The 26,351-nt window shown below is 60.9% G+C and carries 21 protein-coding genes; 4 read left to right on the top strand and 17 right to left on the bottom strand.

From position 1 onward, the window contains the following. Positions 1-174: 174 nt before the first annotated feature. The 6 genes from HPT29_RS02200 to HPT29_RS02175 all read right to left on the bottom strand — a co-directional run bounded on the left by HPT29_RS02200 (position 175) and on the right by HPT29_RS02175 (position 15,237). Positions 175-9,186: a hemagglutinin repeat-containing protein gene (locus tag HPT29_RS02200; RefSeq protein ID WP_173947447.1), complete on the bottom strand. Its 9,012-nt coding sequence runs from the start codon at positions 9,184-9,186 to the stop codon at positions 175-177. An 89-nt stretch (positions 9,187-9,275) separates the two neighbouring features. Beyond that, positions 9,276-10,145, bottom strand: a complete 870-nt coding sequence (locus tag HPT29_RS02195; protein WP_173947448.1) for a tetratricopeptide repeat protein — start codon at positions 10,143-10,145, stop codon at positions 9,276-9,278. 14 nt (positions 10,146-10,159) lie between these two features. Next, positions 10,160-11,950, bottom strand: a complete 1,791-nt coding sequence (locus tag HPT29_RS02190; RefSeq protein WP_173947449.1) for a ShlB/FhaC/HecB family hemolysin secretion/activation protein — start codon at positions 11,948-11,950, stop codon at positions 10,160-10,162. A 92-nt stretch (positions 11,951-12,042) separates the two neighbouring features. Then, positions 12,043-14,004, bottom strand: coding sequence for a filamentous hemagglutinin N-terminal domain-containing protein (locus tag HPT29_RS02185; protein WP_173947450.1), 1,962 nt, complete (start codon positions 14,002-14,004; stop codon positions 12,043-12,045). Next, entirely contained in the window at positions 14,001-14,522 is a 522-nt protein-coding gene (locus HPT29_RS02180) for an invasion associated locus B family protein (RefSeq protein ID WP_259060428.1), read from the bottom strand. The genes HPT29_RS02185 and HPT29_RS02180 overlap by 4 nt, the downstream gene beginning before the upstream one ends. 478 nt (positions 14,523-15,000) lie before the next feature. Next, positions 15,001-15,237 carry a hypothetical protein gene (locus HPT29_RS02175; RefSeq protein WP_173947452.1) on the bottom strand — a complete coding sequence of 79 codons (237 nt, stop codon included), beginning with the start codon at positions 15,235-15,237 and terminating at the stop codon, positions 15,001-15,003. A 299-nt stretch (positions 15,238-15,536) separates the two neighbouring features. Between HPT29_RS02175 and HPT29_RS02170 the strand changes: the two genes are divergently transcribed. Then, positions 15,537-15,764: a DUF6894 family protein gene (locus HPT29_RS02170; RefSeq protein ID WP_173947453.1), complete on the top strand. Its 228-nt coding sequence runs from the start codon at positions 15,537-15,539 to the stop codon at positions 15,762-15,764. 83 nt (positions 15,765-15,847) lie between these two features. Here HPT29_RS02170 and HPT29_RS02165 read toward each other — a convergent pair whose 3' ends face one another. The 3 genes from HPT29_RS02165 to HPT29_RS02150 all read right to left on the bottom strand — a co-directional run bounded on the left by HPT29_RS02165 (position 15,848) and on the right by HPT29_RS02150 (position 18,808). Further along, the gene (locus HPT29_RS02165) at positions 15,848-16,006 is read right to left on the bottom strand and encodes a hypothetical protein (RefSeq protein WP_173947454.1); all 159 of its coding nucleotides are present in this window, start codon (positions 16,004-16,006) and stop codon (positions 15,848-15,850) included. Between the two features lie 70 nt (positions 16,007-16,076). Beyond that, positions 16,077-17,273 (bottom strand): calcium-binding protein, encoded by a 1,197-nt coding sequence (locus HPT29_RS28600; protein WP_285892602.1) that lies wholly within the window; start codon positions 17,271-17,273, stop codon positions 16,077-16,079. A 722-nt stretch (positions 17,274-17,995) separates the two neighbouring features. Beyond that, a complete protein-coding gene (locus HPT29_RS02150; protein WP_259060427.1) occupies positions 17,996-18,808 on the bottom strand; it encodes a CDP-diacylglycerol diphosphatase in 813 nt (270 codons plus the stop codon). Positions 18,809-18,957: 149 nt separating this feature from the next. Between HPT29_RS02150 and HPT29_RS02145 the strand changes: the two genes are divergently transcribed. Next, a complete protein-coding gene (locus HPT29_RS02145) occupies positions 18,958-19,623 on the top strand; it encodes an FABP family protein (RefSeq protein ID WP_173949014.1) in 666 nt (221 codons plus the stop codon). A gap of 167 nt (positions 19,624-19,790) precedes the next feature. Here HPT29_RS02145 and HPT29_RS02140 read toward each other — a convergent pair whose 3' ends face one another. The 3 genes from HPT29_RS02140 to HPT29_RS02130 form a co-directional block, all read right to left on the bottom strand. After that, positions 19,791-20,687: a calcium-binding protein gene (locus tag HPT29_RS02140; RefSeq protein WP_173949015.1), complete on the bottom strand. Its 897-nt coding sequence runs from the start codon at positions 20,685-20,687 to the stop codon at positions 19,791-19,793. 570 nt (positions 20,688-21,257) lie between these two features. Further along, the gene (locus HPT29_RS02135) at positions 21,258-21,686 is read right to left on the bottom strand and encodes a cupin domain-containing protein (RefSeq protein WP_173949016.1); all 429 of its coding nucleotides are present in this window, start codon (positions 21,684-21,686) and stop codon (positions 21,258-21,260) included. A gap of 143 nt (positions 21,687-21,829) precedes the next feature. Further along, a complete protein-coding gene (locus tag HPT29_RS02130) occupies positions 21,830-22,138 on the bottom strand; it encodes a hypothetical protein (protein ID WP_173949017.1) in 309 nt (102 codons plus the stop codon). 325 nt (positions 22,139-22,463) lie between these two features. On the opposite strand from HPT29_RS02130, the gene HPT29_RS02125 reads away from it, so the two are divergent. Further along, the gene (locus HPT29_RS02125) at positions 22,464-23,198 is read left to right on the top strand and encodes a hypothetical protein (RefSeq protein ID WP_173949018.1); all 735 of its coding nucleotides are present in this window, start codon (positions 22,464-22,466) and stop codon (positions 23,196-23,198) included. Between the two features lie 85 nt (positions 23,199-23,283). Here the strand turns inward: HPT29_RS02125 and HPT29_RS02120 are convergent, their stop codons facing one another. From HPT29_RS02120 to HPT29_RS02110, 3 genes are all read right to left on the bottom strand, one after another. Then, entirely contained in the window at positions 23,284-23,565 is a 282-nt protein-coding gene (locus tag HPT29_RS02120) for a hypothetical protein (RefSeq protein WP_173949019.1), read from the bottom strand. A gap of 184 nt (positions 23,566-23,749) precedes the next feature. Beyond that, positions 23,750-23,947: a hypothetical protein gene (locus HPT29_RS02115; RefSeq protein WP_173949020.1), complete on the bottom strand. Its 198-nt coding sequence runs from the start codon at positions 23,945-23,947 to the stop codon at positions 23,750-23,752. 104 nt (positions 23,948-24,051) lie between these two features. After that, positions 24,052-24,624: a PRC-barrel domain-containing protein gene (locus tag HPT29_RS02110; protein WP_173949021.1), complete on the bottom strand. Its 573-nt coding sequence runs from the start codon at positions 24,622-24,624 to the stop codon at positions 24,052-24,054. Between the two features lie 255 nt (positions 24,625-24,879). Here HPT29_RS02110 and HPT29_RS02105 point away from each other — a divergent pair, with 255 nt between their 5' ends. Then, complete coding sequence (locus tag HPT29_RS02105) at positions 24,880-25,146, top strand: hypothetical protein (protein WP_173949022.1); 267 nt, start codon at positions 24,880-24,882, stop codon at positions 25,144-25,146. A 39-nt stretch (positions 25,147-25,185) separates the two neighbouring features. On the opposite strand, the gene HPT29_RS02100 is transcribed toward HPT29_RS02105, so the two are convergent. Together HPT29_RS02100 and HPT29_RS02095 are read right to left on the bottom strand one after the other, a co-directional pair. Next, positions 25,186-25,521: a hypothetical protein gene (locus HPT29_RS02100; RefSeq protein ID WP_173949023.1), complete on the bottom strand. Its 336-nt coding sequence runs from the start codon at positions 25,519-25,521 to the stop codon at positions 25,186-25,188. Between the two features lie 376 nt (positions 25,522-25,897). After that, a complete protein-coding gene (locus tag HPT29_RS02095) occupies positions 25,898-26,341 on the bottom strand; it encodes a YbaN family protein (protein WP_259060426.1) in 444 nt (147 codons plus the stop codon). Positions 26,342-26,351: the final 10 nt, after the last annotated feature.

The following is a 26,351-nucleotide window of genomic DNA, read 5'->3' as shown; positions in this document are numbered from 1 at the left end:
ATCTTCGAAGCGCCATTTGAGCTTATGAAGCGCGATTCACCTTGGCCACAGCTGCAGGATGTGTGTGCAAATACAGGTTCAAGCACCTACCGGTCCTAGCGATGAATACGCTTTCGTGAAGCTGCCGAACCCTGACACAAGCCGCCTCATGACGGCACCGCGAGATCGACGACTTCATGACCGTCCCACGCTCGCGCCTAGGCTGATGAGGAGCTCGTCCAGTTGCTCGAACTGCTCGGGCATCCCACTTTCCATCCCGGCGAGGGCGTCATCGAGAGCCTCCTTCGAGGAAGTAGGGTGGCGTCGGTCCGATTCCAGGGATATTGGCCTTGTCGGGACTATTGACTGCATCTCCCTGTCCTGAAAAAGCAGAATATGTAACTTTTGTCCCCCAGGGCCACAGTCAAGACAAACGAGTTCAGTCGTCGCCTTCGAGTTCAACTTATACTCAAGCGACTTACCGACAATCTCTACATAAGAGTCAATGCAGCGCTCCTTGTCCTTCGGCGAGAACGAGATATACCGACCATCTGACGTTTTAACACCGCAGGTTTCCGCCGCGTGCGCTGTCGATATAAAGAAGTTGAATAGATTAAATGCGTGACTCTGACAGTTCGAGAGCTGCGTGATGATTTCTTCGTCAGTCAGCTTCCCCTGCTCCTTTGCCTCTGCCAGATCCTGGAATGTCTTGTTGCCGCCCTTGCCGAGTTCAGAAAACACTCCAGTCGAGATCTGGCTTAATGTCTTACCAACAGTTTCGACTACACTGACTGCTGCTCTCAAAGACGAGTCAGACACGTAGACCTGCACGCCCGCCCGTTCATTCTTAGTGATGACCTGTGCCAGGTCGACGTTATGGTTGATTGCGGTCTCATCCTGCTCTTGCTTGTCCGTGTCGCGGACGATGATCGTGCCTGCGCCGACCGTGGCTTTCGTCACCTGCTCGATGTCATGGCTGGCATAGGAGCCCTGCACGCTCACCCCGGGCAGCTGGCCGGGAGCGCCAGGGGTCGTCACGCCCACCTGCGCGCTCACCGACGTGCCCGTGTCGTGGTCGAGGATGTCGCTGAACCCGAGCGTGCCGGTGTCGAGCGTCAGCTGGCCCGTGTCGGAGTTCATCACCGCGCCATTCAGCTGCGTGTGCTTCTCCACATAGACGTCGAGCTTGTTCGTGGCGAACAGGCCCGTCTGCTCGCTCACCCACGCCCGGTCCGACGTGCTCCTGCTCCCGCCCGCCGATACCGAGACCGAGGACGGGCCGATGATCCCGATCGTCGCCGAGCCCGAGCCGTTCGCCGCCGACGCGCTGCCATGCGCCGTGTCCTGGCGCGAGGCCATCGTCAGATTGCCGCCGATGTCGGCGTCGATGTTCGCGGACTTCACCACCGCGCCGGCAAAGGTGGCATCGCCGCCGGTCTTGAGCGTCGCCTTGCCGCCCGCGCTCAGATGCGCGTTGAGCTGCGTCTCCTGCCAGCTCGACGCCTTGTCCTTGGAGAACCCGCCCTCCACCGTCAGCCCGAGCGTGACCCCCGACGCCCCAAGGCTGCCCGAGAGCCCCACCCCGGCATTCCAGCTCTCGGCCTTGCTCGACGTCTCGGCATAGCTCTGCGCGCTCTCCACCGTCAGCTTGCCCGTCACGTCGATCAAAAGATCCTTGTCGACTGTGATCTGCGTGCCGACGAGATGCGCATCGCCCCCCGCCGTCAGGCTGAACGTGCCGCCCTTGATCGTGGTCGGCACCGCGTTGTAGGCCACCGCCCGGCTCGACGAGGATGAGCCCGAGGCGCCCAGCATCAGGCTTGCGCTCACCGTCGGATTGGTCAGGCTTTTGAGCGCATCGGTCGCCTGCAGCACGCCCGAGACCTGGCCCAGGATCCTGTAGCCCACCCCGCCATAACCCGACGTGAAGGTGCCCACCGATTGCTGCAGCTGCTGCGCCGCTCCCGTCACGTTCTGACTCACCTTCAGCGTAATGCCGGCAAACATCTCCTTCGACGATTGATACGAGCTCTCCCGGTTCAACCCGGCCAGCAGCTTGATGTCGTCCTTGGCGTCCAGGCTCACATGGCCCTGCGAGAGCACGCTCGCCGCCGTCATGACGATGTCGTCGCCCGCCGTCACCGACACGCCCTTGTCGCCCTTGATGAGCGAGCGCGCCACTGTCACCTTGTCGTCGGCCGAGGACTGGCTCGAGGCATGATAGCCCGCGCCAACGCTGAAGCCGCCGTTCCCGCCCGACCATGTCAGGCCGATGCCCTTCTCCTTCTTCGAAGACGTCGAGCCGGCGGCATCGAACCCCGTGCCGACGATCACGTCGCGCTTGGCATCGAGCGTCACGTAATCCTTGGCCACCACCACCGAGCCGATGATCTTGATGTCCCGGGTCGCCTTGACCGTCACGTCGCCGTCCGCGCTCAACGAGGAGGCGACGTTGCGCGCCTCGTAGCTGGTGTTCGCCGTCTTCGTCGAGCGGTAAATGTCGACGCCGCTGCCTGTGAAGAACAGTCCGACGCCGCTCTTCTTCTGCGAGAAGGCGGTCTCCTTCACGTCCTGCTCGGAGAGCACGTGAACGGAGGCCTTGGAGCCCGCGATCGCATGTCCGTTCGCGTCATAGCCGGCCAGAACCGCAAGGTCGTTCTTGGCCATGAGGTGGCTCGCCGCCACCTCGATGTTCCCTGTCTCCGAGCGCACGGTGAGGTTCTTGCCCGCCGACACCACCGAACTCAGGTTCGTGAGGCTATGCTCCGACGCGCTGAAGCTCGACTTGGAGAGAAGGCCGTTCTTCTTGCCGCCCGCCTGCATGTCATGTTCGTCGAACACGGACGCGATGGAGACACCCTCCTTGCCGACGAGCAGCGCATCGCCCTTGGCAGTGACGGTCGAGCCGAGAATGTCGAGCTTCTTCTCGGCCTTCATGACCAGATCGCCGCCGGACGAGACAAGGCCACCCACATGGGTCACGTCGGTGGTCAAGCTCCAGTTCTTGGTCTTGCCCGAGAAAACGCTATTGGTGATCGTCTGCGCCTCTATGCGGATGCTGCCGCCTGCGGTCAAGGAAAGCCCCTGGCTCGCGATGATGGAGCCGCCGCGGTTGATCAGGTCGCCCTTGGTGGCGATCATCATCGTCTTGGCGCTGAGCATGCCGCCGGCCTGGGCCTCGAACAGGGCCGTCAGCTCGCCGCTTCGGGCGACCCGTTTTTCGTTCAGGAATTCCTTGGCGTCGATGCTCAGAGAGTTGACCGCCAGGATCGTGCCTGTGTTGGTGACCTTGTCGGCCTGGATCGAGATGTCGTTGGCGAACATGGCGCCACCCGTGACGGCGGCGTACTTGGCGAGGTCCTTTTCCGGCAGGATGACCTGGGGCGCCAGTACCTTCTTGCCGTTGACGACCTGATATTCGTACCAGAGGATCGGCTTGGTGATCTTGGCGCGCTGCGCTTTCGTCAGCGTGTCGCCGATCTTAATGTCCTGATTCTCCCGCAGGAAATCGACCGTCGCCTCATACAGCGCCTCCTGCTGCTCCTTGGGATTGCGATACTTCGGATCGAGGATGGCGCGGCCGGTCTGCTCGAGCAGCGCCTGCTGGATCAGCCGCCGTTCAGTGGCGGGATCCGCAAAGAAGGCGAGATCTTTTGCGCTCGCGTTAACCTGCGCGAAGATCCAGCTCGGATTGCGCTCGTTCTGCCCAGACGCGATCGGCGTCGCATAAAGGAAGGACACGCGGCCATTGACCTTCACGTCCTTGTCGGCGGGTCGTTTGATCGGCTTTCCATTCGCATCGACCGATGCTTCGAGTGTGTCCCCTGATTTTCCACTGACATGACCGCTGCTAGCGCTCGGATCCTCGACATAGGCCGGGCCGCTGCCAGGCACGAGGCCCGCGCCCAGCAGCTGAAGGGCATCCGCGAGATCGATGACGGGATCGGGAATATGGGACGGCGCCGTACCGATGTTAGGGTTCGTGATGCCGACCGTGACCGTATGGCTCTTGATGATGATCTGATCGGCCTGGACAGTGCCGTGCTGCGCGTAGATGTTAGAATTATGAGCGTAAGTGCCGCCTGCATAGAAGAGCGCCGGAGTCTTGTCGTAGGAGTGATCGATCTCGTCAAAGATCTGACCGACGTTGGTATCGCCACCCGTCTTGATGATGGTCTCATGGCGTATCAATGTGCGAGCCAGATGCTCGATCTTATTGGCAGTTATAGTTAGGTTTAAACCCGCAGCGACAGTCGAGGCCTCGTTCAGAACCGTACCGGCATTGATATTGATCGATCCATCCGCCTGAATGGTCGACGGCCCCGATGTTTCAAGCTGCTTGGTGAAGAAGCTGGTGTACTTCCAGTCATAAGGGTATCCGGTGGCCGCCGAACCATCGGCAACCGTTTTTATGGCCGTGCGGACATTGCGAAGGTCGTCGCCCACATTGATGGTAAGGTTGCCGCCCGATTGGATGACCGACGCGAAATTGTTCAGATCATTGTGGGCTTGTAGGACCATATTGCCACCGGAATAAATCACGCCTCCGCCGGGCGCCGAGGGGTTATTAGCGCCATTGGTGATCGATCCACCGGTCGACACGAGGGTGAGGGTTCCGCCCGCGGCGACGACAGCATGATTGAAAATGTTGCCGGCAACCGTGAAGCTCAGGTCTCCCTTGACCTTGAAATCCTCGTCGAAGGTCCATCCCCCCTGCGTCAGGGTGAAATTGAGATTCTCGCCGAAGTTGAACCATCCTTCGGCAATCGTATCCTTCTTGAAGAAACCGGCACTGACCGTCTGAGCATTGACGACGGCCTTCTCCGTTCCTTGCAGCAGGGAGTTCGTCCCGATGGTCAGGGCTCCGGATACATCGACGCTGAGCAGCTTGCTTGAGATCGAGGCATAGTTCGTTCGACTGACGCCTTGGTTCTTCAGGCTGCTGGCCCTGATGAGGATCTTATCCTCGCCGCTGATGACGCCGGCATTGACCATGTCGCCCGTCGAGGTGAGCGAGACTTCCTTGCCTTGGATCGTTCCATCCTGCCGATTGGTGATCGGACCTGCGGTGACCTCAAGTTTCTCGGCCGCCTGAATCACGTTGCTGTTGTCGACTGCGCCGACCACCGTGACCTTTATGCTCTTCAGGGCCTGGAGATTACCCGTGTTCGTCAGCTTTCCTTTGATATCCAGGACACCATTGTACTCACTCTTGACGGTCCCGGCATTCGTGAGATCCCCCATCGCCGTCAAGGTGATCCCGCCCGCGCCGATAACCCCGCCGGCGACGTTCGTGATTTCGTGGGCGGTCAAGGTCAGGAGCCCACGCGCGTCGATCCTACCTGCATTCGCAAACGCGCCCGGAAGGTTGACCGTGAGATCGAACGCGTTCAGCGACGAGGAGGTGGTTCCGTAATAACTGGGTGCCTTAAGGATCAGCGTGGCACCGGCGATCTTGCTCTGGTTGATAATCGAGTCTGCGACATCGACCGAGAGAGTTTGATTGGCCGCCAGCGTTCCGGAATTGGTCAGTCCTCCTCCGCCGGTGATCGTGAGAGAAGTGTCTGCTTCGACAGAACCTTGGTTGGTGATGTCTCCGCTCGCCTCCAATTTCACAATCGCGCCAGCCATGCGGCCGGCGCTGTCCCCGACGACGGGACCATTGGAGATGTCGCGTGACTTGATGAAGAGATCCGCTCCGCCGTTCACGAGGCCATTGTTCGTAAAGTCGCCGGTCAGATGCAGGGCCACAGTGCCGCCACCGAGCTTTGCCGACTGCGACGCGCTCGAGAAGGACGACGCCGTCACATCGAGCGCACCAGCCGCAGCCATGACACCTGTCGACACGATGTCCCCGGACGCGGCGTTCAGCGTGAGTTTACCGCTCTCCGCCATGATGCTGCCTGCATTGGCAATAGATCCTTCGGCAGTCAGAACGAGGTCCTTCACCGCCGCGATCGTGCCCTCATTCGACAGAGGGCCCACAGCCTTGATCGTCGCTCCCCCTCCGCCGATCGAGGAAGCAATACCTCGGTTCATCAGTGAGGCCGACTCGACCGTAAGGCCAACCGAGCCGTAGATCGTCCCGGAATTGTCGAGAGCATCGGAGGTGATTTTGAGTTCCTTTGAGGAGAGCTCGGCACCTGCAGTGGCCGTGTAGGAGCCTGCCGTCAGTTCCAGGCTGGAGCCGGAACCAATCTTGCCACTGTTGACTGCATGACCCGAGGCGGAGACGAGGGCATCGACATTGGCAATCAGGGAGCCGCTGTTGACGAGAGTTCCCGTATGGAACGAGATTTTCTGAGCGGATTCGATGGCACCGCTATTTGTCAAACTGCCGAGAGCCTTCTCTGCGCTACCTAATTTGATTGTCTGGGCGAGGATCTGTCCCGCGCGTGTGTCTATAATCGTTGGCCCATTCGAGACCGAAGCCGCCTGAATGTCGATCAGGTCGGAGCCGGAGATGAATCCAAGATTGTCCAGATTTCCGGACAGGCGGAGTGTGACCGTCTTACCGCCGAGTTGAGCCTGCGCTGTGGAGCGATAAGCGCCTGCCGTCAGCATCAACTCCCCGTCCGTTGCAAGAGTGCCGCCGTTGATGACTGTTCCAGCCGCGGAGGCGGTCAGGCCATCGGTGCCACTGACGATCCCCTGGTTGTCGGTATTACCGACCTTGGCGGTGAGCTTGACGGATTTCGCGGTCAGAACACCTGCCGTTCCATCCACATTCGAGGGGCCGAGAAGAATGGAACCGGCAGCGACATCGACACTGGTCTGACCGCTGATCAATCCGAGACTGGAAAAGGCACCGCTTACATCCACCGTGATGGTCGTGCCGCCCAGGCGGGCGGCAGTCGTACCGGACTCGAACGCTGTAGCCGTGATCGCCATCGCCCCTTTCGCGATGAGGTCAGATCCGGAGATTATCTTTCCGCCTGCAGTCAGCGTCAGATCTCCATCGCTGGACAAGAGCGCCCCGGTGGATGTCACATGACCGCCAGCCTTGACGATGAGCCCCGACACGCCTCCGACCGTACCGTCATTCGTCACGCTGCCCTTGATGTCGAGGTCTGCATCGGCGGCCGTGATTGCGCTTCCCACGCCAAGGTTGGACAGAGAGCCAGCCTTCAGGGCAAGATGGTCCGAGGCCGTCGCCTTTCCTTTGTTCTCGAACAGGTTAGTGACGGTGAGAGCTGCTGTTGCTCCGGATAAAACAGCTGAATCGCTACCAGCACGGTAACTCAGGCTGTGAAGGCTCAAGGCACCGTCTGTCTGAATGCTGTTCCTGTTGGAAATATCGCCGGCTTCCAACGTCAAACGCTCGACACCAAGCACCTGTCCACTGTTCTCAAGCGCACCGGAGAGGATCAAATCAGTCGTTTTCGCGGCCAGCTCAGCAGCTGACGAGTTGGTACGATAACTCGTGGCTTTCACATTCAGGGAACCGTCGGTCTGAACGGTTCCATCGTTCAGAATGTCACCCGCAATGATCTTGAGTGCCCGCTCGGATACAATTTGCCCCAGATTCTTGAAACTCCCCGCAACGTTGAGGGACATTTCGGGACCGTAGATGACACCTGTATCGGTGTTGGAGAGCAGGCCGGCCTCGATGACTGTCTTTTGACGGCCATAGATTGTGCCTGCATTGTCGAGATGGTCGCGGAGCGTCAGCAGCACGCTATCTTGCACCAGCTGGCCGGTCTTCGCGTTGATGAAGCTGTTACGGATCGCGAGATCGAGGTTACCGTAATCGAGGATCGTTTCATTTGTGAGCCGATCCTTAGCGTCGATCAGGAGCTGATTCTTGGCCTGAAAGATGGTTCCTTCTCCAAGTTTGAGTTCCTGCCCAGCAACCTTGACACTGTCGTGGGTGGCAATAATCGCCGTGCCTTCCAGGGCGGCGCTCTCAAGGCCGGCAATGGAAACGTCGCTGCCGCTGATTTCAAGATTCTTCCCGCGAATCGCCTTGCCCTCGAAGGCGATTTTACCATTGGATGCGACCACGCCCTCTGCAATCAAGCGATCGCCAGATACGAGACTGACTGCATTGCCCGCCTTGAGCACACCGCGGGCGGCCAGCGACTGAACCGCCTCCATGACGATGGCGTCGCCTGCCGCTAGTTGTCCCTCAACGGACACCGTAATCCGCTTGCCCGCGGCTGTGATGCGGCCGAGGGCTTGATTGTTACCCGCGAGCGTGATCTGTCCATCCGCTTCAATCTGAAGGTCGCCATTGGTTTTTGCGGAAGCAAGGGCCGCGTCGCCAAAGGACTTGATCACAATCGAGGCCGCAGAGGCCGACAGGTCTCCCTTCAGGTCAATCCCAACATCGACATCTCGCGATAAGATCGACAGAGTGCCAGCTGTAATCTTGCCCGTAGCACTCGACTGAATTGCAGAACCTTCAATGATCGGCAGTTTGGAGAGATCGTTCGGAACGATCTGGTCGCCCCTCTGGTCATAGACCATGGCTCCGGCGCGAAGCCGTACACTGTCTTTGGCCTGGATAGGGCCATTGATCTTGAGCTGACGGGCGATGAGGTCCACATCGTCGATAGGCGAGTCCATGCCCAGCAGGCCCTTGCCTGCGACCGAAGCCGTTCCACGGCTGACATCGAATTTAACCGTGCCGCGTTTTTGATCGGGGAGCGGCGTGCCGGTGGAGAGCGTGACGCGGTCGCTGTTGATGAACGAGCACCCGACGCAGCCCACGCCATTGGGATTAGCGATGATGACGTCTGCTTTGCGACCGAACACCTCCGTCGGACCGTTCAGAGTCGATGTGGCGCTGCTGGTCACCTCGTTGAGAATGACACGTGCCGGACGCTGGTTAGCCAAATTCGGGTTCGCGACGACCTTCCCGCCGAGGATCGACGTTCCAGTCAGCTTCGAATTGTTCAGGATGACGCCTCGGGTATCGACGTCATAGCGCTGGAATTTGTTGTGAGAGATGCCGCCGAACGACGGCTTGGCGATGTCGATGACCGGCGTGCCGTTGGCCGAGGCACCGACTTTCGGCTTGAACTGAATGGGCGCTCGAGGATCGGAGATCACTTGGCCCATGGCAGCGGGCGCATAAAGGGACATTACAAGCGATATGATGGCTAAGCCCAGGCCGGCTTTGTGCCCAAGCCCCTGCCGCACGCTCTTGCTGAACGCACGCACCGACGTCTCACGAACAAGTCGGCCAAACACAAGCTTCGACATATCGCTTCCCCCGCCGGCATGGCCAGCATCAGCCCTATTCCTGGTGCAGGATCGGCCTTGGTCGCTCCTGCGTCTTGAACAAGGACGATTTATTCAGCTGCTTTCCAGCTGCGTGCCGCAGCCTGAGCCTTCTCGACATCTTCCGGCGACAGCGCTTCGGAGACGCGCTGCAGCGCGATGCTGGCTTGCGGGTGCTGCCGAGCGGAGGCGAGGTTGTAGTAGAGGTGCGCCTTACCGAGATCTTTCGGTATCGGATTGCCGGCCTCAAGCATGATGCCGATCTCGTATAAGCCAACAGGGTTGCCCTTGAGTGCAGCCTTCTCAAAATAGGCACGGGCCTTCTCAAGATCTTTCGCGCCGTTAGAGCCATCACGATAGGCAAACCCCAGCGCATTCATGGCGCCGATATGACCATGGTCTGCCGCCTTGGCGTAATAGGTCATCGCCTTGGCAATATCCTTGGAACCACCCTGACCCTGCGCCAGCAGACCGGCGCAGTTGAACTCCGCATCCGCATCGCCGAGATCCGCACTCTTGCAAATCATCTCGCGTGCCGTCTTGTAATCCTGGAGCATACCCTCGCCACGAAAGGACATGAGGCCAACACGGTTCATGGCCTTCGCGCTGCCTTTGTCAGCGGCCGCAAGATAAAGAAGACGCGCCTTCTCCGGATCGCCTTCCAAACCGACACCCAGCTCAAGCATGCGTCCAAGATAGAAGGCGCCGTCTGCCTGTCCGGCATTGTAGGCTTCATTGAAAGCTTTGAGCGCCGCCTCGTAATTTTTGGCTTCGAGGCTTGCAAGCCCGTCCTTGATCAAGTCGCCCGTTGCGGCAGGTTGCGCCGGCTGCGCAGTCTGAGGCTTGTCGGCGGGCTTTGCTGCCGGCGGCTTAGACTGCGCCAGTGCGGCGGAGCTTATAAGAGCCAGCAAGCTGGCGCCAAGAATCAAACGTATAGACATAGGCGTTTCCTGGATCATAAGAGTTTGACGGATAGGGTGAGATAGGCTTCCGGCGCCCGCCAATTGCTGGTCTTCGGACCGCCGATGCGGTGGACAGGCTCACCGATGCTGGCGTCGAGATTGACCCGGCCATGTCGATAGCGCAGCCCAACGCCAATGCCAGCCCGTTCAAGAACTTCGCGATTTGCGATGTCGTAGCCGGCACCATAATCTGCGAAAACATACGGCTGAAGACCTTGCAGAGTTTCGTATGCGAACACCCAATCGTCCTTCTGCTCTTCGACCAGATTGGCGATTGAAAAAGCTGGGGCGAATTCCGTGCGAACGATTGCACCCCGGTCGGCACGTACTGCACCATTGGTGAAGCCGCGCACGCTGGAAACCGAGCCGAGCACCAGTTGGTCGTCGGAATAAAGGGGATGGTCTGTCCACTGTGCATTGAGATCGATGCGCAACATGCCAATCGTCTCGAAGACTTTCGAGGTGGAGGCTTTCCCATCGATCTTGACAAACCGCGCTCGAGGCGCAGACGGCGCAATATCCGCCGGATCCTCGGTAGCGCTCGCGATCGCGAGTCCCCGATCGAAGCCGATGCCATAACTCAGCTGAAGCGTCTCAAACGTCCGGGTCTCGGTGATACCGATGCGCCCATGAGGAAGAGTTTGCGGCGTCAGTGAGACACCATTCAGGAAGCGTTCGTTGTTTCGCCAAGCCAGGGAGTTATCCAGGGTGATCTGCCGCGCCCGGCTGCGGTAGAGAAGATAACCCAAGGCCGCCGTGACCGTCCCGTCCTGGGTGAACATCTCGACCCCTGGTGTCACCTCGCTCAAGGATTCGGAATACACGGCATCCAACGAGAGCGTAAAGCGCCGGAATGGCACCGAAAATGCGCCACGGATCTCGTTGGAGTCGAGACCACCCGCATAGGACAGACGCCAGGCGTCATTGATTCCGATGAAGTTATCTTTGGCAACATCCAGCTTGAAGCGGCTCGGAATGGTGTTGCCCGACCCGTTGATGTCGGCGCCGTTGAGCTCATAGCCGGCATTTACCCGAAATGAATCCTCGCCGTTGTTCTCGACAACAACGGTTGAGGTGGCTGGCGCACTTCCGGGTTCCAGCTTGACCTGCGCCTTGCTGGAGGCGACCCGATTGATCTGGTCCACGCCCTGCTGAATGGCATTGATCTGAACGACGTCTCCGGAATCCGTGATGAAGCTGTTCCAGAGCTTCGCCTTCGCACTGAGGTCGCCGGGCAGGAGCTGAAAATTATCGAGGGGATCGTCGATCTTGTCGACCAATTGCGATAGGCTCGTGACGAAGCTCCAAGGTCCCTTGGCCTCTTTGATCTTTGTCCAGCCCTTACTGAAACGCTCCCCGACTTCAAGAGCTTCGTCCCCGCGATTTTCGCGGTACAGCACCTTGTCGATCCGCCCCGCGATGATGTTGATGACAAGGATCTTGCTGGCACGCAGATCCTGCTCCGGCAGATAGCCTTGCGTCGCCACATAGCCTTGATCGGCATAGGTCTCGTTGATCGCGGACAGGATCGCTTTGACCTCGTTGTTGCCGATACAGGCCACAGCCAAGGGTTCGAGCTTCTCTCGCAGATCGTTCCCATCGATATCCACGACACCGCGCACCTCGACCTTCCTCACCTCGGAGCAACCTGCGGACCCAGCTTTCGAGATCTTCCGGGTGAGAAATGAAAGGGTGTTGCCTGCGGGATCTGGGCTCGGTGTCGCCGTCACATCGTCCGACCTGGGAGAAGCGCTTGGGGCTGCAATGACGGAATTGGTCAACATGCATGCTCCAGCAGCTGCCAGAATGACGCCAGCCTGAAATCGAGATGTTTGGGGCCACGTGGAATGAGCAGTCTGACGGGACATGGTGTCACTTAATCCAACCAGAGTCGCAACAGGCCGATATGATTCAGCCCGCGCGGGAACTCAGCCTGGGTCGCCTTCCTCTCCTCAATGCCGGTCTGGATCTTAGTTGCGACGTGGCCGTTGATGGTTCCACCATAGGATAGGACAGGGCTGTTGGAGCTGATCGTCACACGACCTACGGGAGCCAGAAAAGATCCGCCGATCGGTGACAGGGAGACAAGGGCTTCAGTGCCGGAGAAGAAGTTGTAGAGGCCAGCCGGACGGTTTACAAAATCCGGAATGAAGGTGGCACGAGCCGCCACCTTTGGTGCAATGACTGAAAGGTTGCCGTAGGCGACGATGTCGCCGCCATTGTCGATCCGCTGACTTGCCTTGATCTCGGCACTGCCAGCAGCATTGATCTTTCCGCCCGATGGTGTGATCGTGCTGGTACCATGGCTTGAGCATCGCCAGTCGCACGTCTTGGTGAATTCCAGAAGGCCGGTATAGACTCCTGTATTGATCAGGGTGCCGGTATCAATGGTCAGGGAGCCGTCAAGCGCGTCGAGCTCACCGAAGTTAAAGACGTGGCCGGCTTTGACGTCCAGGGTCTCGCCGGCAATGAAGGCTAGTTGTCCCGGTACTCGCGGGACACTCCAATCGACGACATGCGTCTGGACTCGTTGCTTCCTGCCGAACAGCCGACCGAAGAACCCGGGCGAGCGCTTGTAAGTCACATAGTTCGTCTCTCCGCCTGCCCCGATCGTTGCCATGCGGTTGAATAAGGTGCCGCCAATCCGCAAAACCGTGTTGGCGTTGGAGAGAATCCGTCCTGTGTTGTTGTCGAGATTGCCACCCGCCTCAACATAGAGGTCATCTTTGGACGCAAAAGCGACGGCGAGCCTCTTGGCGTCCTCCGTGATGAGTTTGATGTTGCCCTTGGCCTTGAGAGTGACCCCGCCCAATGCATCCGGATCCTCATCACTGCGCTCAGAACCTGTGACAGCTCCCAGAAGCGTGATGTCGCCGGCATTCGCGAGCATCGTCACGCTTTTGGACACGGAGCTGAGCGTACTTTGACGCTTCGGATCATTGAGCACCTCGATGCCCTGTCCTGCCAGTTTCAAGCTCTTCTCCGCTTTGATCGTTGCTCCCTTCGTCGTGATCTTGCCGTTCGACGAGATCATGAAATCGCCGATCGTGGCATGTCCCCGACCGGCATAGCTCACACCAGCCCCGCGCGAATTAACGGAGATGTTGACGCGGCTTGCCGAGAGCGAACCGCTCGGCGTGATATCGATCAGAATCGCGTTGGCCGCATCATCGAGATCACGGCGTGTTGCCAGAGGGCGCAGAGTGGACAGAGGAGAGACCGTCGAATCGAGGGTAATTTCGGATCGTCCAGCTACCAGCGCAATGTCAGCACTCGGACTGACGCTGGTATTCTTGACCGGGCCGTCGATTTTCAGCCGCCCGGCAATCAACTGAAGGGTGGTCATCGCGCCGGATAGACCACCGCCCGTGATCGTTATGTCTCCTTTGCCCGTTTCCAGAACCGTGTTGACTCGCCCCGCGCCGGCATCAACGAATCGTATCGGCCCGGCAGACAACGCCACGCCGCCCGTGTTGATGAAGCTGCCGCCATCGACCGTGATGCCGTTCGGATTGGCGATGACGACATGGGCGCGGGACCCGAGAACCTCGACCGGACCGTGCAGGACACTCCGCCGGCTCGACGTGACCTCATTGACGATGGTCGAAGCATCGACGCCGCGATTGTTGAGCCCGAGGCCGGGCTTCGGGGCCGAGAAGTCTTTGTAAGTGTTGTGGCTGATTCCACTTGAATTCGCCGGAGCAATGTTGACCGTGACCCGGCCCGTGTCCGCAGTCGTCGCGCTCGTGCGCGTCGCGCCGTCCGGTACGGCCTGAGCCCAGGCTTGGCTTGCTCCGTAGAGGCCGACGAGCGCAAAAAGAGAGCGGCGCAGCTTCATGAAGTCCGCTCCAGGCGAACCAGAGCGTCGGCCAAGCCTTTGAGCGAAACGGTCACGTCGGCAGACTTGTCCTTCGCCGTCCAGAGCCGGAAGCTGGCCAGCTTGCCGGAACGAAACTCCTTGGGGATAGGACCGGACAGCGGAAAGCCGGCATGGCATCCGGCGGCGTTGCAGGTCTCGACCAGCAGCTTATAGGGATTCCTGCCATCCACTCTCAGCTCGATCCCACGGGCGATGTAGCCGCCGAGCGGGATCGACACGATGGCGACCGGTGCTTGTTGGTCGCTGCGAACGATGGTGACCGCGAAGACAGTCTCATCGCTGCCTTGCACCGTGAGCCGCTGAACGGCACGACAATCGACCTTCCGTGACTGGGAGACAGGTGCAGAGGAGCCCTGGGCAGAGGAGCAGACAACCTCCCAATCGGCGAAGCGCTCTGCTCGAGGCGCTTCCTGTGCCGAGGCCGCGATCTCCATCCATAGTACGAGCGGCACCCATGCCGCTTTCCGCACTTTCATCGGACCCCCAGACGGTGCTAAACGGGTTCAATTTCTTCGGAACCGCACCTAGCGTGTCCGCAATTCAGGATTGCGATATTATAACGTTTGTAAGTTGTAAAGGGGAATCTGTCCTCCCCCCGGAAGGGAGGTCCGGAGCGGATCCGACAGCAAAGGCTTCGAACTCACTTTTATGTAATCATACGCTTGCAATGTCCCAATGCTGATATGGCTTTTCCCGATTATGCGCGAGTCGGTCCCTGTTTCCCATTTTAGGGAAATCATCATCGGGCATCGGTCATCTTTGGTGTTTTAGACTCCAAAGATGCTCCAATCCGGCGCGGCAGCACCTCGGAGGGTGACCCGCCCAGGCGCAGCTATCCCTGTCTCAAGATCGTGACGCGAACCGAAAGGCGTCTCGGCATCCTGCCGCCGGATGAAACGGCATAGCCTGGCCCCGACGCTCGGTATCCTCATCCGCAGCGTCCCGCCTGGCCTCTCAATCGCCACACCGGACATTGGCATCTCGGCGCAGGGCCATCACGGCAAATGGCGCCAGCCGATTGTGAAAGATGGCGGTGAGGGCGAACAGAAACGTGCAGGCCGTGACGGTGGCCGCCAAGTGGGGCAGGAAATGCGCAACGAGAGCGTCGGGAGGATACCCTGGGTGGCCGTGGCTGAAATGCCGGAAAACGGCAAGTCCAATGCCTGCCAGGAAGCCCAGGACGGCCGCCATAGGAACACTCCACGGCTCTGTTGGAGCCAGCCCCCTGGCGATTCTGACCTTCATCGTGATATGCGCCCCAAAAATCCCTGTCTTTGGATACCACTTCCATACCATCCGGGCAAAGCACGTCGTCCAAGTTACGTTAACGGATAGGCCGCCGCATTTATTCCCGGCCTTGGGATCATCCGGTAGCGGTATTGGCAGACGGCTCTCCGGCCTATAGATACCAGAGCAAGACCTTTGCAGGAACGACACCGTCAAGGTCATCACTGCGCAGCCTCTGGCTGCCTTGGCTCCAGAGACGTCCGATGCGCTGCTACTTTCATCTGGTGAACGAGGACGAGACCGTTCCGGATGAAGTCGGCGTTGAGGTCGCAGATCTGGCCAAGGCAGAGGAGATGGCTCGGCGAGCCATCGAGGATATCAGGAACGCGGCACTGGACCTGGGTGCGTCCTGGCAGGGCTGGCGGCTCGACATTGTCGCCCCATCCGGCCAGATCCTCGCGTCCATTCCTCTTGATCCCGTCGTCCACTGACAACGGACGACGGGACAGACGCATCAGGCAGGTCACGGCTTGTCCATAGGAGCCGCTTGCACACCTATCAGACGTCGAGCGACCTAGCCGCGATCCTCGTCCGCTGCCAACTCCTCCAGCTGCTCGGCCGCCTCAAACAGATGAAACTTGGCCTCAAGCAGCGAGACCTGCTCGGCAAAGGCGCGGATCCTCTCGGCCTGCTGACGATACTCGGCCGCCTTGCTAGGGCGGAACGCATCCATAACGCGTGCCTCCGATGACGCTTCTCGCCTACCAACGTCCGTGGGAGGTCGTTCAGTTCCGGCCCGCGCTTCAAATCACGAAGAAATCCTTGTGAGTGAGCTTGAGGTTTTTGCCGAGCTTTGCGAACTCGACGGCGGCCTTGCTGCCCGATCCGTCGGCGTCGTAGGAGAGAATGCCGGTCTTCTTGTCGTAGAGCAGGTAGTCGTTCCGGTCGTCGGCCTTGCCGATCTCGAAATAGGCCTTGTTCAGCCGGCCGGGGCTGAGCTCCGAGCCCTTGCCCAGCTTCCTGAACACCGCGTTGTCGAGCCAGATCGTGTCGTCCTTCACGTTGAAGTCGGCAATCGTGTCGAACGCCACCTTGCGGTCCGTCCTGGACGTGCCGAGCCGCGTGTCGAACACGAAGATGTCGCCGCCGCCGCCGCCGTGCAGCCAGTCGTTGCCGGCCCCGCCAGAGAGCCAATCCTGCCCGCCCTCGCCCGAGAGCCGGTCGCGCCCGGCCTCGCCGGAGAGCCGGTCGTTGCCCTCGCCGCCGAACAGCCAGTCGTCGCCGCCCGCCGTCAGGATGGTGTCGTGGCCGCCCAGGCCCGACACCAGGTCGTTGCCCTGGCCGGTATGCGCATTGGAGCCGCGGCCCAGGGCGATGGTCTCGCTGCGCTCGTCGCCCGTGAGGGTGAGCCCGCCCGACCAGGGCAGGGCGGCACGCTCGTCGGACAGGACGACCTTGACCGTGTCGGCATACTGGCCGCGGCTGCCGTAATCGGCGAAGTACAGGTAGTGCTGGGCAGGGCTGCCGGCGCCGGTCGGCACGGGGCTGTTGAGCAGGAGGCTCACCTGCCCGGCCTCGCCCAGCGACAGGGTTCCCTTGCTGCCGTTGGCGTCCCCATCGGCCAGGCCGAGGGTGGCGATGGCCGGGTCGTAGACGTTGCCGGGCACGGTGCCGAACAGGTGCGAGCTGTCCCACGGCCCCAGATCACCCAGAACCCACTGCGCGAGGTAGCCGGCATGAAACACGACATCGGCACCCAGGACTTTGCTGTCGGCGAGGACGGATTGAAAGTCATGGGTCGAGGGAGGGACGAGATCCGAGATCGCCACGAAGTCGATGTCGGCCCCCGATGATCCGCCGGTGCCGCCGGACCGGACGCCGTCATCGACCAGCGAGATGGCCTGAAGGGTGCTGAAGGGAAGCTGGCTCAGATCGACCCGGTAGATGCTTCGGCTGCCGTCAAAGCCGATTAACTCCGCTGACGCGACAATACTTGTCATTGAGAATGATCCTCCCGTTGGTTTGATAAGCAAACGCTCTCACGGGTCGGAAATTCCGCACCTATAAAGTCGTACTTCATCAACTGTTCAAAGAGAGGTATTGAAGTCACGTTATTCATGATTATTCAGGCCTGCTGAAGTAAATCAGCATCTGAATCGATAATAACATATGTTAATTCTAGGCGAATGCCTGAAAACTTCATCTCAATGAAGTGGCGGGAGGATATGGTTGGCGCTGCCGATCATCCCCGTGGCTTGTAAAGAGCACATGGCCCGTCACACATCGCTTCGCCTCGAAGGGGGAGCGAATTCCCGTCGCGACTATGACCATCGGGGCAGAAGCGCGAGCTCCTCGGTAAGATTCGCCCGTGGCTGATGCAGCCCTGGAGACCGAATGTCGATTGAGCCCGGACCGCGGGAGAGCCGGCGGCTCTGCACTCGCGATCATCCGGAGCATTACGGGAGACCCGTCGCTGTGGTCGAACAGATGAGGTGGAAAAATGGAGCGGGGGAACGGTGCTGCCCCGTCGCCGCGCGAGGTGGACCCTCGCCGCTGCCTGCTTCACCCGCAATGGAAGAAGTTTAGCCTGAAACCACTGCAAGGCTAGCCGATCTTTCGAGGTATCGCTCTTGGGGAAGTGCGTCCTCTCATTCCCGAAGAAGCGGATGCAGGCTGTGTTGCCCCGCGCAGTAAAGCTAGTTTCCTCGGCAGGGATCCGTCATCAGCGCTGAACGTTCGCTGGTGAATCGTCGGCCGCAACACCTCGCGCCAGCACACAGCTATGATCCAGGAGATCCTCCGCCTGGCTGTCACGCCCGGGCGCGGCAACGACATAAAAATCCTGCCGTGATCCATTCGGTGGAGCGCTGAAGACCGCGACACCAACTCTGGACAAATCCCTTCGAGAGCCTGGAAGGTCCGTCAGGCGCTCGAAGATGTTCGACGTGCCGATCTCGTCCGCGGCGATCTTGATGCCGAAGAAGCGCTGGTTGTCGTGCGGAAAGCCAAGAGACTCCAGGAACTCGAGCGGCTTCCAGGCGCTCCCGAGCTCCGCATCGTGCAGGCGAAGCGCCGCGAGAACCTCCGGCCGTGCACAATCGGCATGAATATGAAGTTGATCTTGCGTGCGACTGCCCCTGGAGTTGACAGCCAGCGCGACATCCTCGACGTGGACGCGCCCTTTGGCAGCCTCGACGACGAAGCGTCGCGCTGCGAGAGCCGCCTGCCAGTAGGCCGCCGCTTCCGGCTGCTGCAGGGCCGGGGCCTCAATCCCGACCAAACGTGTGGTCGGAACAACGAGGGTATGTGTCTCTTTCCATGGAGGCCTGAGAACGACGGTCCCCGGGGATCCGTGCTGCCCCAAGTTGACTTGGACGCAGGGCAGAGAAACATTGAGCGCCCGCTTGGCGGCAACGCATGTCTCCACCACGCGCCACAGGGCTCCTCGCGATGGGTCGCTCGCAAACGTCCTGCGAGCGATGAAGACAGTTGCAAGACACGCAAGAGATAGCCACAGGGCTTGTTTCAGGGACATGCACCGGAGATGGTCGATCCGACGTCCATGGCAATACAACGAATGGGCGATGGCGGCGGCAGGCGCCGCCTCCCGGCGCCGAGGCCTCCCCGGACGCGCCGATGTCCTGCTTCCTCTTGACCCTCCCCTATCGACAGAAAGGTTTTGTCATGACGCCTCTGCCTATGGCCACCCTCACGGACGTCTTCACCGAACCCAGCAACGTCGATCCGGAAACGCTCAATAATCTGGGTCCCCTGCGGCGACTGGCGGGGCGCTGGCGCGCACGCAAGGGTGTGGATCTCAACCCCAAGGCGGAAGGCCCGGAGCGGCGCGTGTTCATCGAGACCATCGATTTTCAGGCGATCGACCCGCAGACAAACGGGCCGCAACTGCTCTACGGCCTGCGCTACCACATCCACATCACGACCGAGGAGGAGGACATCACCTTTCACGATCAGGTCGGCTACTGGCTCTGGGAGCCGGCCAGCGGCCTCGTCATGCAGACCATCGCCATCCCGCGCGGCCAGGTCGCCATCGCGGCTGGCCAGGCAAGCCCCGACGCCGACGAGATCGTCGTGACGGCAACCCGTGGGCAGACCGACTATGGCATCTGCTCGACAACCTTTCTGGAGCAGGCGTTCCGCACCGACCACTACCGGATCACGATCACCTTTCATCCGGACGGGAGCTGGAGCTACGTGACCGATACCGAGTTGCTGGTGCATGGCCGGGACATGCCTTTTGCCCATCAGGACCGGAACACGCTCCAGCGAGTCGGTGAAGCCAAGCCCAATCCCTTGGCGCTCATTTTGTCCAAACGAAAGGCAGGTTGAGCGGAGCAGCCTAACGAACGTCGCTCGAGCTTGAAATCCGCCGGCAGCGTTGCATCGGTCGACTTGAGATCGATCACAGTCGCGCCCGCATGATCCGGGCGCGACCATCCGAACCGAACAAGTCCTCAGCCAACCATCGAAGGCCTGCGGCAGATGAAGAAGTGCACCTAGACGATGTTCCAGTAGTTCATGGCTGCCGCCGTCCCCGCATTGGCAATGACAATGCCGATCTCGAATGTGCCGTCCTCATCCTGGTCCGAGAAGATATAGCCCGTGTTCGCGACGCTGTTGTAGAGAAACGCATGCGTGATCGTCCCGCTGGCAAAGACGCTCTGCGCATCGAGAAGGGCAGCTTCGATCGTCGTCGCGCCGGTAGCGGCCTCACCATAGTTCGAAGCCGTTCCGTCGACGCCGAGGTCGATCCGGTCAGCCGACACGCTCCAGTCGGCGATCGTGCTGACCAGCGCGGAGGTCGTTCCCGACGAGGATGGCCCGAAGCTGAACGTGTCCGCCCCTCCGCCGCCGATCATCCAGTCGGTTCCGCGAGCGCTGCCCAAGGTGTCGTTGCCGTTCCCGCCTTCCAGCGTGTTGCGCCCGTCCCCGCCATCGAGCCGGTCATTGCCGGCCGAGCCATACAGGTGATCATTGCCGCCCGATCCCGCGACGGTATCGTTGCCCGTCCCGCCGATCACGGTATCGTCGCCGACATTGCCGTTCAGGAAATCATCTCCGCCGGCACCCATCAGACGATCATTGCCATATCCACCGGACAGGTTGTTGGCCTTGCGATCGCCCGTCAGCCTGTCATCGTACAATGAGCCGACGACAATCTCGATCCCGAAGAGACGATCCGACCCTTGGCCAAAGGCGATATTGCGACCGAGATCCACCGTCACGGCGGGGTCAAATGAAAAATCAGCCGTGTCGATGCCTGCTCCGCCATTCAGCATGTCGTCTCCGGGTCCTCCGTACAGCGTGTCGTTGCCGGCCAAGCCGTTGAGGATGTCGGAGAAGTCCGTTCCATTGAGAGGGTCTTCCTTAGGTGTTCCAATGCGAATCGCCATTGCTCGCCTCCGCAGGCTCTGGTCGGCCGAAGTCGTTTGTCGGTGAAGTGGTGCGCCACGGTCCTAATGGCCGGGAAATGACCGTGCTGAATCTTCTACAATCGTGACGGAAACTTTCACGTGAAATGATATCTTCGAGTAATGACATGTCGAACGAGGAGCTTCACCGTAGCCCGGTTCTCGGGATTCGGGCAGACGTTCAGAAGAGGTACGCTCTTCTACCTCCACTGTCTTGCGGTCGTTTTGGAACGTATGGGCTTGATGTTCATTATCGCGTTCCTGACGGGCGAGCCTCGATCCGCCGCAAGTCGGCCGGCAAGCTTTCTCCTGCGGCTCGTGCCGGTCTGCCGGGAGAATCAATGGAAGGGCCTATGCTGAAGTGCGTTTCCGGACAATTTGGAGCGCTCACGCCCGATGACGGACCGGTGCTCATCTCTCCTCTGGCAGGCCCATGCCAGATGCGTGTCGCGTTCAGCAGGCTGCATGATCCCATCGGCTGCAAGCTGCGAAACATCGGGCGACGGGGACCACAGCCGTTGCGGAGCGGATGCGGTGAGCAAAGCTGTCGCTTCACTCCTGCGGCGGTGCCATCTCGGAATAGGCCGCCTCTGGCGGAGACACCTGAAACACCACCACTTTCGCCACGTCCTGGCCCGGATTGCTGGCGCGCATCACGGTGTTGGCGGGCTCCAGGAAAGCCTCCCCGGCCTTGAACTGAGATATTCCTTGTCCCTTGATCTCGATCGCAACGACTCCATCGATGACATAGCCCACGATAGGCGTCGGATGGCTGTGCCACATGGCGTCGACCATGCCGGGTCGAACCGTGAAGGGACGCACCCGCGCCTCGAGCCGATCCGCCTTCGGAAGGTCCGGCATCGCCCCCTTGAAGAGGCCTTGAGACGGGACTGCCTCGAACCGGATCGCCTGACCCTGCTGCTGCGCCTGAGCAGGAAGCACCCAACACAGACATGCCAGCAGGAGATCGAGGTTTTTCATCGGACACCGCCTCTCGAAGCGAAGGCGGAACAGTAACACGCCCCAAGAGACGCGACAGCCTCCTCGGAGGAGTAAGATCGTTGTGGTCCGGGGCGACTGATCACAAGCGATGCGACTGGCGATCAGCGCAGCCGGTCCGGCCATCACGCCCCGCGGCTCTCCAGATAGGTCCTGGCCGCCTTGACGGCGGCGTCGCACTGGGTGGACGTGCCACTGAGGATCTCTTCGGGCTTTGTGCGGCCGGTCCAGACATCGAGCGCCGCCGTGACGACCCAGAGCGGTTCGGCCATGGCCCGGTCGGCGAGCTTCGGCAAGGAGGATGCGGCGCAAGTCCGCATTTCGGTGATGACGGCCTGAGGCGCGCGGACCTGGGACAGGCGTTCGTTCATCTCCGCCTGAAGCGGATCGACGATCAGCACGCCGACGACGGCTGCCAAAAGATCTTGAAGCATTCTCACCTCTGTGCCGGCGGTCGGATCGGGGGAGATCCGACATCACGCAGCGGCCGGCATGGCTTGCGTCAGAGGGGCCCGGATCGGGGTCATCCGGGATGTAGGAAGAGGCCGGCCGAGGTTCAAGGATGGGCCGTTTGCCCCCTCGTCCGTCCGGGTCGGCACGAGCCCCGCGGCGCCGCGGGACGCCCGGGTCTTGAGAGTAAATTCCGCTGCGACCAAACGTACTTACGCAATAGAGTGTCCGGGCCTCAAAGTTGCCTGGATTGACCCTGTATCACCGGACCTGCGTCGAAAGTGATTTGCGGATCGGATCATCAGTCTTATGAGCAGCCCGCCTCAGCCCCGAAGTGACTTCACCTTCCCCTGGTCCGTCGATCATCAGCCGCAAAGCGGACTCATCGAAAAGCTCGAATCATTCCAGAGGCTCTGCCTCCTGCGCTGGCAGTTCATCGAGACCTGCCGCGCGATGGCGCGCCCGGCGCTCGGGCGTGCCGGCACCATGGTCGACCAGACCGTTCTCGCCACGGCGCTGATCGTCATGCCCAGGGTGTTCGCCGGCTGGGACGCGCTGCGCCCCGCCCTGCTCTCGCAGACCCGGACGCTTCTACCCTTCGTGCCGCTGCCCAGCCCCGAGGACGAAGCGATCGGGTCCGATCCGGCCTGGGAGCTTCTGGCCGAGTTCCAGGCGCTCGCGCCCGACCAGCAGGACAAGGCGGCCAAGAATCTCGCGCTCCTGTGGGACCATTTCGAGCATCTGTTCGGGGGATTGAGCGGCTTCCTGTCGGAATCCCCGGTCGAGCGATCTCTTTACCTCGACAAGCTGGCGACGGCGTCACGACGGATGAGGCTCGCCCGCGGATCCGAGGTCGCCTTTCACTATGTGACGGTCGAGCTGATGCGGCTCTACGTGCATGGTCTCCAGCTCGGACGGAAAGACCGGGCCGCGCTGGCGCTCGCGTCCGCCGTATCCGACCTGATCAACCGGGGACGCATGATGACGCCGGCGCTCACCGTGGAGGTGGAATCGAGCCGGCCGCGGCACGCGGAGGCAGCCTGAGCCGATTGCACGCTCCAGGGACGCAACGATGCCCGGGAGCCGGCAGGCCACCCGGGCATGGGTCGAAAGTGTCGCCGTTTTAGCGTTAGCGGCAGCGGCGGACGCGGCGGGTCACGATGTCGCCGTCGGGCTCTTCCTCGCGGATCACCACGGTGCGGCAGCGCTCGACGCTTCCGGTGGACAGGTCGTCGCGGTCATAGACGCGACGGCGCTCGTAGCGGCGTTCATAGCGATCATTGTCCGGGCCGACGCGGACGCTCGGGCCATCGGGGCCGATGCCGAACTGCACCTGAGCCGACGAAGGCGTCGAAACGACGACGCTCGAGCCAATTAACGCGGCTGCCACGAGCCAAGCTGACTTCTTCATCATTCCATCTCCACGTATTGACGTGTATTGCGATTTGATCGTCAACGCGTTACTTCGATTTACGTTTCATGGAATGAGACGACGAAATTCGTTGCCCTCGCAGAGCATGACTGCGCGAGGAGATGGCGAGAAACAACTACAAACAACCATCGGGACATCGAGCGAATACGCAACAGGGCCGGAGCTAGCGCGCCGCCGCCTCGATCTCGCTCTGCTCGACGATGCGCTCGATCAGCTCCGCCTGGCTCTTGATGCAGTAGAGCGGCACGCCGCCTGCCGTGGATGGCAGGAGGCGCAGAACCCGGAACAGATCGTTCGGAAGGCTGTGGCAGCTGGCTCTGGGCCGCACCGCCTGGCCGACTTTGAACGCATGCTCGATCATGGCACCCTCCAGGGACCTGGGACGAAGCCATCATAGCAGGCCCGCGCCCGCGCCGTGAGGCTTCGCCGACGACGAGCGCGATTCTCGCCGGACAGGCCCTGCGGTCAGATCGGGCCTCTCGGGATGTCGTGCCAGTAATCCCGCATCTCCTGCTCGCGCTTGCGGTCCGGCCAGATCCGGTCATCGCCGTAGAAGGCGGGAGCCGCCTGCACCTGGGCCTCGGTCACGTCGGTGCGATAGCCCTCGAGTTCCCTGTCGTAGGCGAGCTTGTCCCAGGGAACCGTATGATGGTGCACGCCGATCCCCAGGAAGCCGCCGAAGGTCACATCCACATAGAGAACCCGCCCGCTCACCTTCTCGATCAGCAGGCGCTTGATGGTGCCGATCTGCGTTCCGTCCGGACCGTAGACGGCCGTGCCTTCCACCCGATCGCTCTGGATCACCGGGTGCCATTCGGTCGGCCGTTCGACCGGTCCCCAGAGATAGAACCCGTTCTCGATGATCCCGGCCGCTACCACCGCCCGGCTGACATTGAGAACCCACTCGTCATCGGGACTGATCCGCCGGTCGAGGGCCCAGGGCCCATGCTCGGCGGGCAGCGTCTCGCCCGTGGCGCTCTCCGTAAAGCCGCGCAGATCGGGCGTCCGCTCGGACTGGAACACGTAATACGTTCTCATGGGCGCCTCCCATGCGATAGGTCGATCGCTCCGCACCCCTTCCCTCGTGACGGCCGACGAACTCCATGCGCGTTCAGCGAGGTGATTGGAAGTTCAACCTCAAGCTCGTGAGGGCGGTTCCTCGCACCTGCGAAAATGTGCGCTGCCTGCTGTGCTGCGCCATGCGCTTTGCGGCGTTGGACCGCGCGCCTTTCGGTGCTAGGCTCCCCAAAGGCAAGCCTTCTGAGTTCAGGGACGGAACAAGTGGTCGCAGACTTGGCAATATCCTTGCTCGTCGTCCTGGCCGGCGCCGTCGGGATGCTCCTGCTGCTCCTCACGTGGTTCGGCGGCAGAACCATCACGCCTGAAATCGAGGATGATCTCGACCCGATCCTGGGTGCGCGGGATCCCATGGCCATCTACGAATCCCATGGCCCGTTCATCCCGATGCCGGGTCATTTGAAAACCAGCGATCAGATGGTGGAGTGGATGACCAAGGAGCTTCCCAAGCTCACGGCGGAAATCGCCAACCCGCGAGCCTGAGAAGCAGGTCGAATCAACAGGTGGGAATCGGGAGCGTCATCAATCGCAGCGACGGACCCGCCGCTCGACCGTGCGGCCCCATTCGTTCTCCTCGCGAATGATGATGTTGCGGCAGCGGCTCTCGTAGCCGTAACGGCGCTCGTCACGCATCGCATCCCGGCGGCCGGCCTCATAGGCGCGGGCGCGCTCCTCCTCACGGCGCTCGCGCCAGCGTTCCCGGCGTTCGTAACGCTCCTGCTGAGGATCGCGCACGCCGAACTGCGGACGCCCATCGGGTCCGATGCCGAGTTGGAGCTGAGGCTGAGCGAGAGAAGGCGAAGCGCTCCAGAGACCTGCGCCCATGGCAAGAGCGGACAGAAGAATGATTTTTCGCATCGGAAAAGTCCTGTTCAACAATCGCTGTCCAACGTCCGCTTTCAAGGACGGTTCCACGACAGGCCGCCGCCATCGCCGGTCGATGGCTCCATGAACAGGGATACGATCAGGACCACATCAGGGAAACATGAGGGCCGACGCCAGCACGCTCACCGCATAGGCCAGTCCGATCAGAAGCGGGACGAGCATCGCGGCTGATGCCAGCAGGAAGACCGACAGGCTGAGGCTGCGCATGATGGGGCTCCTTCAATCGCGACGCCTGCAGCCTAACCGGAACCTGGGCCGTAACATGGCACAACCTGGGCCAAAGGGCAGAAGCCCGGCATCGTCGCGCCCGGCCACGGGCTTACCGAGTGGCGATGAACGGACGCAGATCCTATCGCTCGCAAGCATCGGGCTCTGGGACATCGGGTCTGCCGCGCGGTCTCGGACGCGTGGCGATGTACAGGGCGACGCTTCCCATGATCGCCCCGAGAATCAACGGCAGGATGCGGCTTTCGGCAAGATGCAGAATCACCGCGTATGACAGGGCGAGCATCGTCAGGGCGCAGATTTTGGCCTGGAGCGGAATGGCCTTCTGATCGCGCCATGCGGTGAGCAGCGGACCGAAGCGAGGATGATTGTAGAGTTTTGCGGCCAGGGCCGGGTTCGATCGTGTGAAACACCAGGCTGCCAGGAGCACGAAAGGGGTGGTCGGCAAGACCGGCAGGAAGATGCCGGCTATCCCGAGCGCGAGGCTCGCATAGCCGAGGCAGAGGTAAAGGCGATGCATCATCCCGCTTCTCGCAAGCATCTTTCCGGAGCGGGCATAACGCTTCATTTCACGATCC

Source organism: Microvirga terrae (genome assembly GCF_013307435.2).
GTDB classification, from domain to species: domain Bacteria; phylum Pseudomonadota; class Alphaproteobacteria; order Rhizobiales; family Beijerinckiaceae; genus Microvirga; species Microvirga terrae.
This window is presented reverse-complemented; position numbering and strand designations above follow the sequence as displayed.